This window comes from Zooshikella ganghwensis, from assembly GCF_018263875.1.
GTDB classification, from domain to species: domain Bacteria; phylum Pseudomonadota; class Gammaproteobacteria; order Pseudomonadales; family Zooshikellaceae; genus Zooshikella; species Zooshikella ganghwensis.
In genome coordinates, this window is sequence record NZ_JAEVHG010000030.1 from 1 (window position 1) to 16,351 (window position 16,351).

The following is a 16,351-nucleotide window of genomic DNA, read 5'->3' on the forward strand; positions in this document are numbered from 1 at the left end:
ACGACTTGGTTGACTGCTTCTTGTTTAAATTCGCCTGAGTAACGGATACCTTTACCCATGATTTACCTCTTATGGTTTAAGTTACATTTTTACCATAAAAAGTGTCTAAGGTTTTCAGGCCGTACCAATAATTAGAGAAACCCCAATGACGACTCGTTGTATTTCAAAAACGTCTACCGATATGAGAACAAATAGAGTTTCAGCAGACAGCAATATCTCCTGGGAATTCAACTTAGCTAAATCAAGAGAAGAGCTTTATCGTTCTTTGAATACCCAAAATGGTGTCAGTGGCAGCTTTACCTATGGTTCATTTGCAGGAGAAGGTGCTCATACAGACTCAATAATGAAAGGTACAAGCAAGGTTTCCAGTAACTATCGTGTTGTTGGTAGAATGTTTGCAGGCTCTTATGTTGATTTCGCTTACTCTCCTATAGATTTTAATGATTTAACAACTCAGGCGAAAAGTGCTTACAACAAAGGGCAGGATTACTTTAGATCATATTGTGGAGATGGGTATGTAAACGCAATTACTTATGGCTCTAAGGCATATTTTACGGCTACGGTTATTCAGAATCATGAAACATCAACCACGATTAAAAATAAAAATACAAGTCTCTCTCTCAGTCTGGGAAGCGTATTTGGTGCTTCAGGAAGCCAAAGTAAAAAAAGTAAGCTTATCCGAGATTTCCAGTCCTATCGCTTTGAAATTAAAACAATGACAGTAGGTATATCAAAAGCTTCTTCTGTTGCTGTCACTGATATCAATGGACTTGTTGCATTTATAGAGCATGTTTCTAATCCATCAAACCACAAACCTCGACCAACGCTAGTAAGTTACACGCCATACCAATTTCCTCAATATCCAACTAAAGATTTTAGTACATCGAAATCTACCTATAATAAGTGGCTAGCAGTTAAAGATGAACTGAGAGATCGATGCTCAATTTTTTCAGCAAAAAGCAACCCACATTATCAAACAATGGCCCGTCGAGCGAATGAAATGCTATTTAAAGGTCAAAATTTAATTCAATCGTACTGCGAATCAGCAACAAATGCGGTGAATAACCATATCAGAAATTGTTCCGACAGCGAGAAGTGGGCTAGCTGTATTGCTCCAACATCTCAGCATTGTAGAGTGGGAAATAAGGCTTGCGCTATAGCTATTAACGGTAATGTAATTCCAGCATGGGTTCCTGTTGAAAAAACTGCAACCTATCGTAAAAAATTTAAATCTGGAAAAACACACCACAGAACATTTAACATCTGTTTTAGTGGCAATACAACGATGCATGATTTGCGGAGAGGTTCACTTGGCTACAACCGTGAATCAAATAATCGAAATGGTGTACATAAACATACCAGCACAAACTATAGATGCGATAGAACAGACTTTTATGTTAAAAGTAGAGGAGGGATAAATTTTAATTCTACTGTCACTCTTTTTGGACTGCGGGCAGAAAAAACACCAATTTTAACATCAAGTTTTTAGTTTAAGTAGTCTGGTTACAAAATTATTCTGAGGAATAAATAAGTCTTGGCATTTCTGATATTAGGGAGTGTCAAGAATTCATAAACCCTTAAATACAAAATTTAACGTAATCGCTGAAACTCTTACTAGCTCAACCAGATTTATAGCCACGTTCTTTGATAAACTGCATTTTTCGATTCTAGCTGATTCAGTCATTATTGTGATTTTGAAAGACATTGTGTTACTTCGAGCCTAATTGCTCAGTCAATTCAGCTAGCTCTTCTAAGAACGTGTCTAAAAAATCAAAACTTAAGCCATTCTCTTGGCTAAAATATGCAGCATGGCAATGTGAATCATTGCTTCACTATTTCTCGTTAAAACTTCATTGTCTTTTGAGTAACGCCTATAGTTGATTAGCGATGAAAACGTACGTTCAACAACCCAACGTTTTTTTACAACATTAAATTCTTTGCCCGTCTTTTCAACTACCTCAAGTATTATGCCTTGAGTGTCCTTATGGTATCCTTTTACCCATTCAAACACTGGATTCTTTGAATAAACGCCATCTAACCAAATTTTTTTCAGGCCACTCATGCCTTTTTTGACATAACACTTCAGTAGTCGTTTTAAGCCTTCTCATTCACCCAGCCCCGCAGAGGTCACTACAACACAAATGATCATTCCGAGTGTATCAACCAAGAGATAGCGCTTACGGACTTTCACCTTTTTCCCATCATCAAAACCAACATGAATACCTTGGGTATATTTTTCAACACTTTGACTGTCAATACAGCCTTCACTAGGACTGGACTTTTTATCAATGCATTCTCAATTTCCTTGCTTGCTCCAAGAATTAAAGTAGTTATAAACCATTTTCCAGCGACCATACTCTATGGTCAGTATCCGCCATTGGTAGTCTGTTTTAACAATATTAAGTATCATCAATGACTGTTCGTCTTTCAGCCGGTGGATGGCTTCTACTGCCTGTTTGCCACATCGTCTTTGGAAGTAAAGTTGTTAACACTGCCCATTATTTATCAGTCAGATCAGTTGGATAATACATTGTGGCTCTTGTTTTGTTCTTTGTTTTGGCGAAACTAATCGTAAACAGAAGAAGAGCCCATTCCTAACTTTTTTATCTCGGCTAGGGCTGCAGTGTAATCAGATAAAGGCATGATATTAAGATTTATGTAAAATCAAACTGCCTAGATTAGTATTTATTGTTAACGCTCAACCTAGAATGTTCGTATACACCAAAAATAAATTGAATTTACAATTAAAACGCAGCTTGACCAATGAGAATAAAATAATCACAATTCTATGTGTTTTCGTATAAAACTAATAAGGGATAAATAATTATGAAAAGGGCAGCACTGTCATTATTACTACTATACTTTACAGGAAGTGCTTTTGGAGGCTGTTTAGATAATAGTAATCCATCAATTATTAGCTCAAAAATACGTGGTCTTTATATCAATAGCCAAAGCGATGGCAGCGAGACGAAACAGTATGTAATACTAGATAAGAATAATTGTACAGTCAGTGGTGGAAATGTTGAAGTAGGCTTTAACACGAGAGCAAATTACTATCTTTACTTTAATGATAAAGATAGCAGTCTCCAATCTGCTATTTTTAAAGCATATTCAAGTGGTGAAAAAGTAGATTTTAGAATCACAAATGCTAGCGATGGTTATAATAAAATTCTTTATATTGTTATGCCGTCAGGTAGTCAAAATCAATAATGACTGTATTATATGCGTGAAGTTTTTTTATGAAGGAAGCTTCTGAAGCACTAGATATGCATAAAGTCATTTAATAATTTCACTACAGTAATAACAGCATTTTATTTTATTAGATATTTTTCTTTTACAATTAGGGCAAGTAGTCGTGTTAGAAAACTCAAACTGCTTGCCTAATGGTACATTAAAAATTTTACAGAAGGCAAGGGCGAGTTGTCTAGAGTCTTCGCCTTGAGTTCCTGAGAAATCAATTAAGTCATCACCTGTAAGTACGCCAAGCAGACCTGTCATTTTTGAGCCTTCACCAGAAAAAGAGCAGAGTTTGTATTTTTCACCTCGATTGGTTGAAATTGAAAGTGTGTACTTTTCAATCGTATCAGTTTTTGAAATACCGCCTTCATCAAGGGATATGCCCCAACATGTTGCAAAATCACTAAAGCTGTAATCTAGGTAATCTATTTCATCAAATGCAATGACAGTTTTTGATTTGAAAAAATAGCAGAAACGGTGGGAAATAATTACGTTACGTGCCTTTCTATTAATGGTCACAGACTCTAGTAATAAAAAAAGAGTGAGCAGGTGTATTGCTTTAGAGCCTTTGATCGTTATTAAGTCTTCATCAATCTTAATCGTTGGGCTAAGAGAAAAAAGTGATGAGGTATAACTGACTAAGCTCATTATTTTCCAGTATTTCAATAGGTTAAGATTCATATGCACAGAGTATTAGAGCATTTTAGCACTTTCTAAAGTCAATTTTTGTGAACGATTGAACGTGAAAGGTTAAGGAGTGATCAATAGTTTTTACAAAGAGTATATTGATGCTTGTTAATAATCTGAGGATGAAACAGGCGTATACTTCTGTTCATTAATCATTACTATTAATCACCCAATGAGGGGAGAGTCGCAGTGGACCTTCAATCACACGTCAGAGCGATTGCCAATCATCCTCACTTAAGTCCTGCACAAAAACAGACACAGATAGCACAACTAGCAGATCAAAGCCTTGATTATCCTGAGGTGTCATTAGAAGCTCAACAAGCACTAACCTCAGGTTTGATCTGTGATCTCCATGAAGGCCATGCACCTTACAAGCCTCGTTATGTACTTCCGGATTATCGAGAAGCATTGAACAAAGGGTGTGAGTATCTTGAGTTAGCACCACCGACAGACCTTGATGAAGCTATTCAGTTTTTGATGATAATGTATCATCATGTACCCTCAGTGACTGGGTTTCCAGTCTATTTAGGCGATATTGATCAGCTGCTATTGCCTTATATTAAAGAAGATATGTCAGAGGACTATCTGTATAAAAAACTGCGTTTATTTTGGCAGTATTTAGATCGTACATTACCTGATGCTTTTATGCACGCAAACATTGGCCCAATAAACAACCGAGTTGCTAAAGTAATATTGAAAGTAGACCGTGACTTACAGCAAGCTACGCCAAATTTAACGTGTAAATATGATTACCAAAATAGTACTAGCATTGAACTGTTGAGTGAGGCTATCACCAGTATTATTCATTGTAATAAACCACATATTGCAAATCATCAATTAATCTGCAAAGACTTCCCTGAAGGTTATGGTGTTGCAAGTTGCTATAACTCATTGCCTTTGGGTGGTGGAGCTTTCTCATTGGTTCGCTTGAATCTAGCAGAAAGTTTTAAGTTCGCTATAAAAGAGTACCCAACCGAAAATGATATTGAAGAATGCTATATTCAGCATGTAGCTCCACGTTGTGCAGATTTACTATTCGAAATACTGGAAGCAAGGATAAATTATTTAGTTGAGCAATCCGGATTTTTTGATAATCATTTTCTAGCTAAGGAAGGTTTTATTTCTATTGATCGGTTTACTGCAATGTTTGGTATTTTTGGGTTGGCCGAACTTGTGAATAGTATGATGGAATTGAAGCATGCAGAAGGGCGTTATGGGCATGATGAAGCCGCAAATAAGTTAGGTGAACGGATTGTAGGTGTCTATGCTGACTTAATACAAGCCAGAAAAGTTCGTTATTGTAGAAATCAGCAAGTGCTTTTTCACGCGCAATCAGGTATTAGTTCAGATATCGGTGTGACAGAAGGTACTCGTATTACAACTGGAGAAGAACCAGAAACGCTCTCCCATATCCTTGCTGTTTTACCAATGCATCAGTATTTTGCCGCAGGCATCAGTGATATTTTTAACATTGATGAAACCATTGAACGGAACCCCTTAGCATTGTTGGAGGTATCCCAAGGGGCTATTCGTCAAGGATTAAGAATGTTTACCGCAAATGTAGCTAATCGAGATTTGGTCCGTATAACGGGTTACATGGTCAGACGATCTGATATTGAGAAGTATAAAAAAGAAGGCTCACGCTTAAATAGCACAGTGTTAGGCAGTGAAGCAGTTGATAATGGCAAAGTTATTAACCGGTGTGTTAAAGCACTATAAAAAGCCAGGACTATACCCTTCATGAATCATTTTTATGTGCGCTATCCATAGCGCTCACCCTAACGGGCCAGCGAAGCTGTTCTAATGTGTTCCCGACACATTTGTAGGGTTTGTTGTCAGCGCTCTTGACCACTAAGGATGGTGGAAAGGCAGTTTATGTATAATGACATGGATGTCATATAGTAGAGCAATGCAGGCGCTATTGCCGAGGAGCATTTAACGGCTGCACCCTTGTGCCCTTGGGGTATAAAAACCCTTCGTTTTGGGTATACATAGTGTGTTAAAGAAAAGTTTGTTATGAAAAGTATTGATGGTTTGATTAGTAAAATAATTCCATTTAGCTGTGTAGATGGCCCAGGTAGCCGCATGGTGATTTTTTTACAAGGCTGTAATTTTGACTGTATTAACTGTCATAATCCACATACCATTGGTCATTGTAATCACTGTGGTGAATGCATTGAAGCGTGTGAGCAGCAATGTTTGCAGCTTGTGAATGATAAGTTAGTATATAATCCAACAAACTGCATACAATGTGAAAAGTGTATTGATCGTTGCCCACGCTCGTCTAATCCAACTTCTCGGTACTATTCAGTTAGTGAGATAAAACAACAGATACTAAAAGTGGTGCCTTTTATTGGTGGGGTTACCTTTTCTGGTGGCGAATCTACCCTTCAATATGAGTTTATTATTGAAGTAGCAGAAATGCTACATGATGATCCAAAGACAAAGCATTTATCAATTTATATTGATAGCAATGGAAGCTTACCTATTTCAAAGTGGAAATTATTGCACAATCATTATGATAAGGCGATGATTGACCTAAAATCGATAAATAAATCAGAACATAAATTGATAACAGGGAGATCAAACAAAAATGTAGTGGCAACTATTCATTATTTGGTTGATCAACAAAAATTACATGAGATCCGTTATTTATTGATTCCACAGCTTAATGATACTTTGTCTGATGCTAGTGAATTGGTAAATTTTATGATATCGATTAAGGCAAGTATAAATCTAAAACTTATGGGTTTTCAGCAGCACGGTGTTCGTAGTCCTTATAATACGCAATATAAAGCAGCTACGTTGGCAGATATAGAAAGGTTTTCAGAAAAGCTATCCAAGCGTGGTTTGACTAATATTTCGTTAGTCAAACCTTTATTCTAAATGTTTAACAAATTACTGACGATCTTTATAGTTTGCAGCTCGTTTCTGAAAGTTTGATTGCATAGCTTCTAATTGATTGGATTTACCCAGTACCTTAGTTTGTAATTCAGCCTCAAGTCGTAAACGTTCTGCGTGTCTTAACTGAATAGCTTCATTTATCATCCGTTTGCTTTGCGAAATAGCATCAGGCGATTGCTGACAAATTTGCTCAGCTAAGAATAATCCTCTTTCCATAGCATTTTCGTCAATGTGGGTCACTAAACCAAGTTCCTTAGCTTCTTCAGCGGGTACTTTTCGACCAGTCCACATTAGCTCTTTAATAACATCTAAAGACGTTACATAAGGAAGTGTTGTCGTAATTGACATGTCAGGGATTAATCCCCATTTGATCTCCATAATAGATAATACTGCGCAAGGTGAGGCTACTCTGATATCTGCCCCCATTGCAATCTGGAAGCCACCACCAAAAACAGGCCCGTGTAATACCGCTATAACCGGTACTGGCAGTTCTGTCCAGGCATAGCCAACTTGCTGGGCTTTATTCGCAATTTTATCATCTGAAAAGTTCATCAGGTAAGGTATGTTTTGTGGCTGTTTGATAACTTCTGTAAAGTCTAATCCTGCACAGAACCCTTTACCTTCTCCATATAAAAGTACTGCTCGAATCGACTTATCTGCCGCAATTTCTTCAACTGTAGCTATGAGCTCATTAAACATAGCCATATTGATTCCATTGTATTTTTCAGGCCGATTAAGACCTACTTTAGCAAGAGGACCTTCTTTCTCATATTTTATACAGCCCATTGCTTGACTCCTTAGCGTTTTACCTGAAATTAACCTGCAACGATTAGGATTCCCCAATTGTAGAGGCTATACACTTATTCTTCTGAGCCGGAGATTTTATACTTAATCACAGCTTTTTCATAATCATAAGCACTTGCGCGATTAACTTCTCCAAATAGTTTAGTGAACTCTTTGTCACTCCAATCGAATAACGTTTCTCCTGTGATTGCTCGGTCAGCACTTCCTAGATATGTAAAGTGTAAGTGTGTGTATAATGCCAATGCACGGTTGTAGATGTATTCGTCTGGCTGGTCATGATAATCACTTACTTTTGGAATAACGAGTTTTACCATAGTGTAAGGAAAATACTCATAATGAGAAACAAACGCTAGATTCCAAACACTGTACAGGTCAGCCCACTTTTCAGGTAAAGGCATACTAATAAGAATAGATTTGTGATTATCATTAAAGCGACTTGGTAGGTCACCAGGATTATTAGCGGCTAAGACTAACCCTGCTATTGCGTTATCTAGAAACCCATTATTAGTATCGACTGCTACTGCTTCGATAATATTGAGTGGAAGTAATAACTTAGTAAAATACTCTGGAACATTATTCTCTTTATGGAAGGAGATAATTCTACTAATAGGATATTCGACTGAAACTAGTTTTACTTTTGCGAAAAGCCCCATATGATCATAAAAGTCAGTTTCATCACGTGTTTTTGACCAAATTGTTTTACAATCCTCAATAATACGCCAGTCGTCATACATAGCGGTAGTTAGATATTGTTGGACAAGGGCATAAGCAATAACATCAGCTAGGTGCTGAGAGCGATTATGGCTTGATTTATTGATAAGATCATTAAAAGTGTGGCTTTTAGCCTTTTCGAAGAAGTTTAATAAATACTCATTTTTATTCAGGCTGTAAACTGTTTGGTTGATAAATTCTATAGCATTTTGGTTGTTGATTGTGCTGGGTAAAAGTTGATCTGAAACTAAGCTTAGTCTTTCTGTTGCCCATTGATCATTATTATCTAATAAACGCAATGTTTGATAATGCTTCTTCATTTTTTCATATAATTCATGATCCTCCATGCTATTAACGGCTTCATAGAGCGTATTAGCTACATTATTCAGCACGATTGACTGTGCACTAAAGCAATTAAGCGAGAATAGCAAAAAAATAATTGCGAGTGCATTATATTTGATACTATTAATATTCATGATTTAACTTCTCCTTATTACGAGCAGATAACCATCCCTAAAAACATATAGGTTTTTTCTACTGTGTTTATTATTATTTATAGAGGGTAATATATATTGTGTTGAATCAAGAGAGTTTGCTGAAATAACGTTGTATTTTGATAATTGATATTAATAGAAATAGGCTTTGGATGTGGATTTTGAGTCATGAACTTCTAGTCGTTCATAAGTAATAAGCAACTAATGAGTTGACCTAAAAAAAGCAAGGTATACCCTTCACGAATGATTTCTAGGTTTTGTTATCTTCACTCCTCACCCCAATCACCTATTAATATAGGCTCATGGGGCTTCGTCACTCGATGGCCGCACTTAAAAACCTTTCGTATTGAGTTATAAGTTAAGCCATTTTATTATTTATTTAATGAGTTATGTAGCGTTCTAAGCAAAGTACCGTCAGTATCATCTTGGCCTAAATGCCAGAACATAACACCACCTAGCTGGTTGTTTTTTATATAGTCAGCCTTTATGGTCAATGACTCGGCATCATCATATGTTACGAATAAGTTATGATTGGCATTATATAACCATGGTGCTTTTGTTTCAGAATGAAAAAAACGTTGGTAGCCAAAACTTCCTGCAAGCATTTTCTTAATATCAGCATATGTAGCAATACGAGGTTCATTCCGCTCGATACATTTTTCACAGCCAATAAGCCAGGTAGGATCACCTACATATGGATCACCACCAGGGGTATTAAAGGGTTGATATAATCCGTTATTTGCACTGCCGACTTCTTTGAAGGCTCTACCATAAAATGGAACACCCATAACAATCTTATCCTTTGGAATATTCATTATAAGGTGTTGGTGAATGGCGGCATCAGTGGTTAATGCAAACGGACTTGGAAATAAATTTTTGATTTCTTCCCAAGTCTTGGGTGGGTTAAAGATTACTTCACGTAAAGCATTATAATACTTAGGTTCATCTTTGCCCCCAAAAAGGTGAGCGTGAAAGTTAGTTTTAGTAACTCCTTGCCATGGACCATTAAAGTCATAGGTCATAAGGTTGATAAAATCCAGTGGTGCTACTACTTCTTCTAAATTTGCATAGTAACGTGATAAGAAGAACGCTCCACCGGCTCCAGCAATAGTGAGCTGATAGTCAGCTGCGTCTTGCAATTCATGCAGACTAATTTGCTGTCTAAATTCCCTTAATAAAGCAATAAAATTTTGAGTGTCAGATTTACGAGGATACTCCCAGTCTAAATCAATACCGTTAAAATTATATTTTTTCATTAATTGTATACATGAACTAACCATTCGTTTTCGAGCAGCATCTGAAGCAGCAGCTTGTCTAAACCTATTCACTGTCGGACTGGCATCATTGGAAAATGCCCACCCACCCACGGAGAACATAAGTTTTAATTTCGGGTTATATTGTTTTAGTGTATTTAACTGTTTAAAAACATCAGCGGCTTTGGTTTGATTGGTCCCTTCTAATAAATCACATTGACCTTCCTCATTAATTCCAATGAAAGCAAAGTTAATATGTGTCAACATGTTTGATTTTTCTGGAGTAATATTACTGACTGGGAAATCAACACTGGGGTATTTATTAATTTCGTCAGGCCCGAGCATATAATAGCCTACTACGCGGTATTGATCAGGGCCAGAGGATCCTGTATCAGGTGTTGTAGTACCAGGTTCAGGATTGCCAGGTACTTCATCATCGTTATTATCCAAGCGTTCCCAAGGACCCGTCGGAGATGCTTTGGGTTCTTCACCTTGAGTCCACCATTTAGCAACATATAAAATATTATTGTGGTGAACTTTGTCGCCTCGGTTATATACTTTATCATTTTGCCAAGTTTTTATGAGGGTAAACTCAGTATTTGTATAAACTGAAGTATTAAATGTGTTGATCTCTTGAGCCATGCCCACGTTTGCTAAACAGGCTAAAGATATACTTATCGTAATGCCAGTAAGCAGTTTGTAAGGATACCGTTTATTTATTTGTATTGGTAACATTTGCTTTTCCATAAGTTATAAGTACTGATAAGAATGATAGTTATAAAATGATCTAGGCAGGAATATGTAACGTCTTTTTAAATATATAGACTTAAACGAAATATTATTAAGCATGGAAGGAGAGGTGGAGCTCTCCTTCGTATTTATTTTGAATTAAAGATTATTTGCTTTCATCTATGATCGCATCATCAAAGAAATGTTTTACACATTTGATGTAATCACCCTCTTTAAATGCACTAAATGATGTTTGGTAATTTACAAGTTTACACTCATAGCTTTTTCCACTTGGCGTGTTGGGTTCCCAGCGCCAGTCTTGTTCCCAGTAGATGTTCAAAGCCCCGCTACCTTGAGTATCAAAGCGTTTCATATTGGCACAGCCTAATACTTCATCTTCAGGAACAGGTACCTCTAAGTACTGACTAAACTGTTTATAGTAGTTGATGCGATTAATTGATTGTCGATGCTCTGTGGGAGCACCACACTCAACGCCACCATTTATAATTTGTGTGGTAGCACCAAAGCCAGGAACTAAGCTTCCAGCTTTATCGTGATCATTGGGTTGCCAGGTTCCATTAATGACATGAAACATGCTTGGTTTTGGAGGTTGAGGGTAAACATAGAAAAATACGGCACTTGCTAAGTTTAACCAGGTATCTGCTACTTTTTCAGGGTTATCGAGCAAAGTACGCGTAGTACCAAACATCACTTCTGAAAAAGGACCGTAATTATAGTTATAGCTAAGTTGTTTAGCTCCTCGACCAAAGTAACTTTTGTACTCACCACTTGAAAACTTACCACATGGCCATGCTTTTCCTTGCCAAGTATTGGGGCTACACTCAGTGTTATAGCCTCCTTTCATATTTTCATTCCACCCCATTTCTCTTACATAGTGTAATCCTTGCCGCCATTCCGGCACATCCATATGAGGATTATGTCCACCTGTTTCTTGAGTGAAGTGTGCAAACATGGTTGCTAATGACTTTCGACAAATAATTTCAGCATTTCTACCATCGTCATAGTCACCACAAAAGGCGGGAAACTTTCCAATAGCTTTCAAAAAGTTTGTGTAGGTATATTCCTTCGCTCTTTCAGGGAAAAGGAACTCCCAATCATCTTGAGAAATGATTGATTCTACCCGTTTTACATTATTTGGATTATTAACATCTGTCGGTTTAATTTTTTCTACTTGTGCATTATCAAGTGTGGTTATGCTTGCCTTTACCTCCTGCATAAGGGGGGTATTAGTTAGCTCTTTTTCTCGTTCGATGAGCTTACTCAGAGGGATCGTATAGTGCTTATCTTGATTCGTATTTGGTGCATCAATTACAGGTTCTATAGTGGTTAATGAGCGTTTATTACGACTGATTCTGGTACTCGTTTTCATGCCATTATGGATAGCATTCAGAATGTCGCCGTTATCGGCATCAATTTCCCAAGTAAACATTCCTGCTAGGTTGTTTGTTAATACATATTGACCTTTAGCTTGAACTGAGCGTGGGTTGTCGTATGTAATAAGCTCACCTTTAGCAGGGTTCCATACATAGGGTGCTTGAGCTGTATTGTCATAGTAGTATTTAAAACCATTTATACCTTGGCCGTTGGTACCGCCAAGATATTTGTTCACTATATGTTTATAGTCTATGACACCTGGCTGCCATGAACCTTTAATTGGTTTACCGTTAGTACCATCCCAAGGGTAGCTGGTTTGCCCACCTTGTATACCAGTCCAACCTCTGCCATACATTGCTGCACCTAGTACAAGCTTTGAGGCTGGTAGTCCAGCTTCTAAAATGTTTTGTATACCATCATGAGCGTTAAATTCAGGTATTTTTTCATGAGCTGCAGCATAAAGTCCAGTATGGTGACCTAGAACACTATCCCAAGCACCATAGAAGTCATAAGTCATTGCAAAAATGTAATCAACATAAGAGCTAACTTGAGAATAATCTATGTTATTAATTTTCGCTGGACCTGCGCTAGTAGCAGCGGTTAATTGATATGATTTACCTGTTTCTTGGCTCAGTACATCTAATGCTTCTCTAAGCTCTCGCATTAAAGTGGTAAAAGCGGCTTTATCTTCAGGGGAACCAAGATCTGGGTTTGCTCCCGGAATACCTGGAAACTCCCAGTCTATATCGATCCCATCAAAAAAAGTGTATGTTTTTAAAAACTCAATAGCAGACTGAACAAAGGTTGCTCTTTTTTGAGGATCTTTAGCCAGATAATAAAATGGATCTGACAATGTCCATCCGCCAATTGAAGGTAATATTGTTAAATGTGGATTATCTTTTTTTAATTTTATAAGCTGGCCAAAATTACCACGAATAGGATCGTCCCACTTATCACCGGGATAACTTTTTTCAAGGGCAGCAAAGCGATCGTGAATTGAAACAGTATAATCTGGTTGATCAGCACATTCACGTTTGAGTGCACTATAACCTTGAGGATTTTCTTTTTTTAACGATTCATTGGGACCACAAACTGCAATGAATCCATAAAGGATATGCGTTAATTTGTTAGCTGGAATATCTTTAACGTGGAAGTTTCTACCATAAACTCCCCACTCAACAAAGTATGTACCAACTACTTTATCAGGGCTTGAATAGATATTATCTGAGTTATTACTTAATGGAGTTGTACTTGAAAAACTAGAACAACTTATACTTAAGGCAAGACTTGCAATAAATGTGTTTGCATATTTGTGCTTGAATTGCATGGAGTACATATATTCTCTCCTTGATGCATGATATAGGCAATAAAATACGACCCACATAAGATGTGGTAGTGAATTATTTATTTTTAGAAATAGTTGTTAATTTATATTTTAATCTTTTCGGTCATTATTTGGCTCAGTTACCTCTAAAATGACTAAAGTGAACCAATAATTCGCGAAGCGAATTAAGTAATTGATCAAAAAAACACAATGCAAGTAATACCTATTAAAGATTTATTGTCAATAATATAATATGACTCATACGTCTTTAGTGAGTGTTATTGCTACTATTAGGTATATATGCGAATTGTTTAGTATAGGCTAATGATATAATCTTTTTTGGTTATATACTCTTAACGAGTAATTTATAGCTGAAGTAAAGTGTGAAAAAAATACTAAATTAGGTAATTTTAATTTTTAGGTTGAACATATAGCGTAGACTAGAAACTAACTATTGTACATTATGGCTAGTGATCAATTCGGCTTATGATCAAATCTAACAAATATATACAAAAGGCCCCAGATAGGACCTTTTTGCTAATAAACTAACTGGCTTTAAAACTCATTTTCCTCCCAGCTACTTTTTGTGCCTATGTTACTTGGTGCATTTTGATCTTCACTATAAAAGTAAGAAAATAATGAGCTACCAATTAGTCCTGCTAAAGAATTACCAATAAATGGTCCAAAGAAATCAACAGCTACTTTTTTGGCCTGGTTAACAGACATTCTTGCTTCTTTTGTTGGTCCCCATCTAAACTCAAGCGTAGCCCAATCTGCTTGTTCGTAGTTCACAACATAAAAGTTGTTAGTCTCATACGCATTAAAGCGGTTACCTTTATCTGTATAGTTAAGTAAGTCAACATCTAAATGCCCTGTACATTTACCCAAAAATTTTGCAGTGCATTTGTGTAGAACACGGTGTGAGTTTTTTCCTTTACCAGAGTAACTGGCATGACCATTTTTTGATGAGTACATTACTAAGTGGTTTCTATCCCAATCAACTTGATTAGCTAATTTGACCTCACCGTAGTTATGTTGAGCAAAATAAACAGAAGTTACTTTTTTTGAGGCGTTTTCAAAACGAAGTGTAACGTGCTCCCAATCTGCAGTGTGCTCACCAAAGGGTTTCAACTCACCTGTATTACTGTATATTTCTCCTAACCTTACTTTAGCTGTACCAGGCCCATTGTAAGCATAGAAAAACCAAAATTGAATGTCAGTGTAGCCTGGAACACTATTTTTGACATGTACAATTGATTTTGCTCTATTAATATTGCCTGACTTTATTGCTGATAAATTATCGGGTTTAAGCCATATGCTATTTACTGCACGACCATTGATATTGCCTGCAGATTTTATATATTCATAGTCTTCTTTGAAAGAAGCAAGAGAAGTTTGAATTTTAGTACCTTTTTCATTAACAAGCCAAGCGTTATTCATATAGTAAAATGGAGAATCTAATTTATATTTTTCTTTGGGATGAAGGTATAAAATTGGACCATGTTTTTTAATTAAAGCAATAACTTCTTTTTTTGTAAGCTGCTTATCAGCAATAACATTCTTATTTAAAACATAAAATAGTGGACTTGATGACGGAGCCTTATGACTGGAATGAGCTATAAATAGATTCAAACTCAAGCCATACTGGTGGTTAGGTACAATTTTCCATGAACTAAAATTAGCCTTGGCGCCTGTACGCTTGTCATTCCAGGTCATTTTTCCTGCTTTGCCCGCCACCACTAAGTTTGATTTAACACATCTCACTTCATCGATAGAGGGCTCATGATGCCCACGTTGGGCTACGACACCAAGGCACTTATATCCAGTGGGAGGTTTAGGGAGCCAGAAGGATCCATTCCACTTTGCCCCAGAACCAGAGTCTTTCCATATCCTAGTGTAACCGACTGGTCTTACTAAAGAGCCTGGCACTAACTCTTTAACTACGATAACGGATTCGGTTGGGGCACTGTATCCAGATTTAGCATAGTCTCCAAGTCGATAGTAGCCTGAGGGAAGTTTAGGTCGATAATAACTACCATTGTGTTTACCACCAGATTTCTTATCCCACCATACTAAGTCGAACTGATTAACATACTTGACTTCCAGAGAATTCTCTGTCGTGTTAGCAGCTATACTACTTGCTCCAGCTGCTAATACAATAAGTGTTGCTATTTTTATTATTGTATCCATTAATTAACTACTCCAAAATATTTGCTGGCAAAAAAATCAAAATAATAACCCATTTTTTTGTACGATAATTAATCATTCAAAAGTTGATGGGTTGGACTATTGTAGTGTATTCGTGAAATTATAGGAAAAGATACTTTCTTAAGATATACCCATAATGAATCATTTTTAGGTGTCGAAATAAAGTGGTATATACTCACAGCGAAGGGTTATTTAGGTGAGGCCAGCGAGCGATGAAGCCCCCGGAGTTTAGATAAACTAAATGACTGGGGTGACAGTTAAATGCAACAGAAGTATTATTACTAATCTTTTATAAGGTTTATCTAATTTAGATTTTTGAAAGGCGCGGAGTTAGTAAATGACAATGGATTAACCTATGCACTTACTTTGTCGCTGGGAAGGATTTTGTGCTGTTAAGAAATATCACTAATGACTTTATGAAAATTAAAGTATAAAAATAATACTTTTCTTTCTCGATCTCATTTAATGAAATTTTAATGTGCATTAAAAAATAATTTAACTTTGTACTTAATCTTTTTTTTAGGTATTGTTTTTTGGTCAAAGCTGATACGTCCAATAGAAGCTTTTTGATACTAAAGTAGTGAGATTTTCAATAATTAAAATAA

Annotated in this window: 11 protein-coding genes; 4 read left to right on the forward strand and 7 right to left on the reverse strand. The window is 36.6% G+C overall.

Features of this window, described 5'->3' with window-relative positions; translation table 11 throughout:
- Positions 1 to 181: 181 nt before the first annotated feature.
- Entirely contained in the window at positions 182 to 1,489 is a 1,308-nt protein-coding gene (locus tag KHS79_RS24400) for a hypothetical protein (protein WP_212722788.1), read from the forward strand.
- Positions 1,490 to 1,777: 288 nt separating this feature from the next.
- Here KHS79_RS24400 and KHS79_RS24405 read toward each other — a convergent pair whose 3' ends face one another.
- The gene (locus tag KHS79_RS24405) at positions 1,778 to 2,062 is read right to left on the reverse strand and encodes a transposase (RefSeq protein ID WP_212722789.1); all 285 of its coding nucleotides are present in this window, start codon (positions 2,060 to 2,062) and stop codon (positions 1,778 to 1,780) included.
- Positions 2,063 to 2,826: 764 nt separating this feature from the next.
- On the opposite strand from KHS79_RS24405, the gene KHS79_RS24410 reads away from it, so the two are divergent.
- A complete protein-coding gene (locus tag KHS79_RS24410; RefSeq protein ID WP_094789068.1) occupies positions 2,827 to 3,210 on the forward strand; it encodes a hypothetical protein in 384 nt (127 codons plus the stop codon).
- 66 nt (positions 3,211 to 3,276) lie between these two features.
- Here KHS79_RS24410 and KHS79_RS24415 read toward each other — a convergent pair whose 3' ends face one another.
- A complete protein-coding gene (locus KHS79_RS24415) occupies positions 3,277 to 3,903 on the reverse strand; it encodes a hypothetical protein (protein WP_212722790.1) in 627 nt (208 codons plus the stop codon).
- A 210-nt stretch (positions 3,904 to 4,113) separates the two neighbouring features.
- On the opposite strand from KHS79_RS24415, the gene KHS79_RS24420 reads away from it, so the two are divergent.
- Both KHS79_RS24420 and KHS79_RS24425 read left to right on the forward strand, forming a co-directional pair.
- Positions 4,114 to 5,643 carry a YjjI family glycine radical enzyme gene (locus KHS79_RS24420; protein ID WP_212722791.1) on the forward strand — a complete coding sequence of 510 codons (1,530 nt, stop codon included), beginning with the start codon at positions 4,114 to 4,116 and terminating at the stop codon, positions 5,641 to 5,643.
- 297 nt (positions 5,644 to 5,940) lie between these two features.
- A complete protein-coding gene (locus tag KHS79_RS24425) occupies positions 5,941 to 6,810 on the forward strand; it encodes a YjjW family glycine radical enzyme activase (RefSeq protein WP_212722792.1) in 870 nt (289 codons plus the stop codon).
- A gap of 12 nt (positions 6,811 to 6,822) precedes the next feature.
- Here the strand turns inward: KHS79_RS24425 and KHS79_RS24430 are convergent, their stop codons facing one another.
- The 5 genes from KHS79_RS24430 to KHS79_RS24450 all read right to left on the reverse strand — a co-directional run bounded on the left by KHS79_RS24430 (position 6,823) and on the right by KHS79_RS24450 (position 15,728).
- Complete coding sequence (locus KHS79_RS24430) at positions 6,823 to 7,614, reverse strand: crotonase/enoyl-CoA hydratase family protein (protein ID WP_094789072.1); 792 nt, start codon at positions 7,612 to 7,614, stop codon at positions 6,823 to 6,825.
- Between the two features lie 74 nt (positions 7,615 to 7,688).
- Positions 7,689 to 8,819, reverse strand: a complete 1,131-nt coding sequence (locus tag KHS79_RS24435) for a hypothetical protein (protein ID WP_212722793.1) — start codon at positions 8,817 to 8,819, stop codon at positions 7,689 to 7,691.
- 389 nt (positions 8,820 to 9,208) lie between these two features.
- Complete coding sequence (locus KHS79_RS24440; protein ID WP_212722794.1) at positions 9,209 to 10,825, reverse strand: glycosyl hydrolase family 18 protein; 1,617 nt, start codon at positions 10,823 to 10,825, stop codon at positions 9,209 to 9,211.
- A gap of 160 nt (positions 10,826 to 10,985) precedes the next feature.
- Complete coding sequence (locus KHS79_RS26020) at positions 10,986 to 13,550, reverse strand: glycosyl hydrolase family 18 protein (protein ID WP_233468576.1); 2,565 nt, start codon at positions 13,548 to 13,550, stop codon at positions 10,986 to 10,988.
- Between the two features lie 543 nt (positions 13,551 to 14,093).
- Positions 14,094 to 15,728, reverse strand: a complete 1,635-nt coding sequence (locus KHS79_RS24450; RefSeq protein WP_212722795.1) for a Vps62-related protein — start codon at positions 15,726 to 15,728, stop codon at positions 14,094 to 14,096.
- Positions 15,729 to 16,351 lie beyond the last annotated feature (623 nt).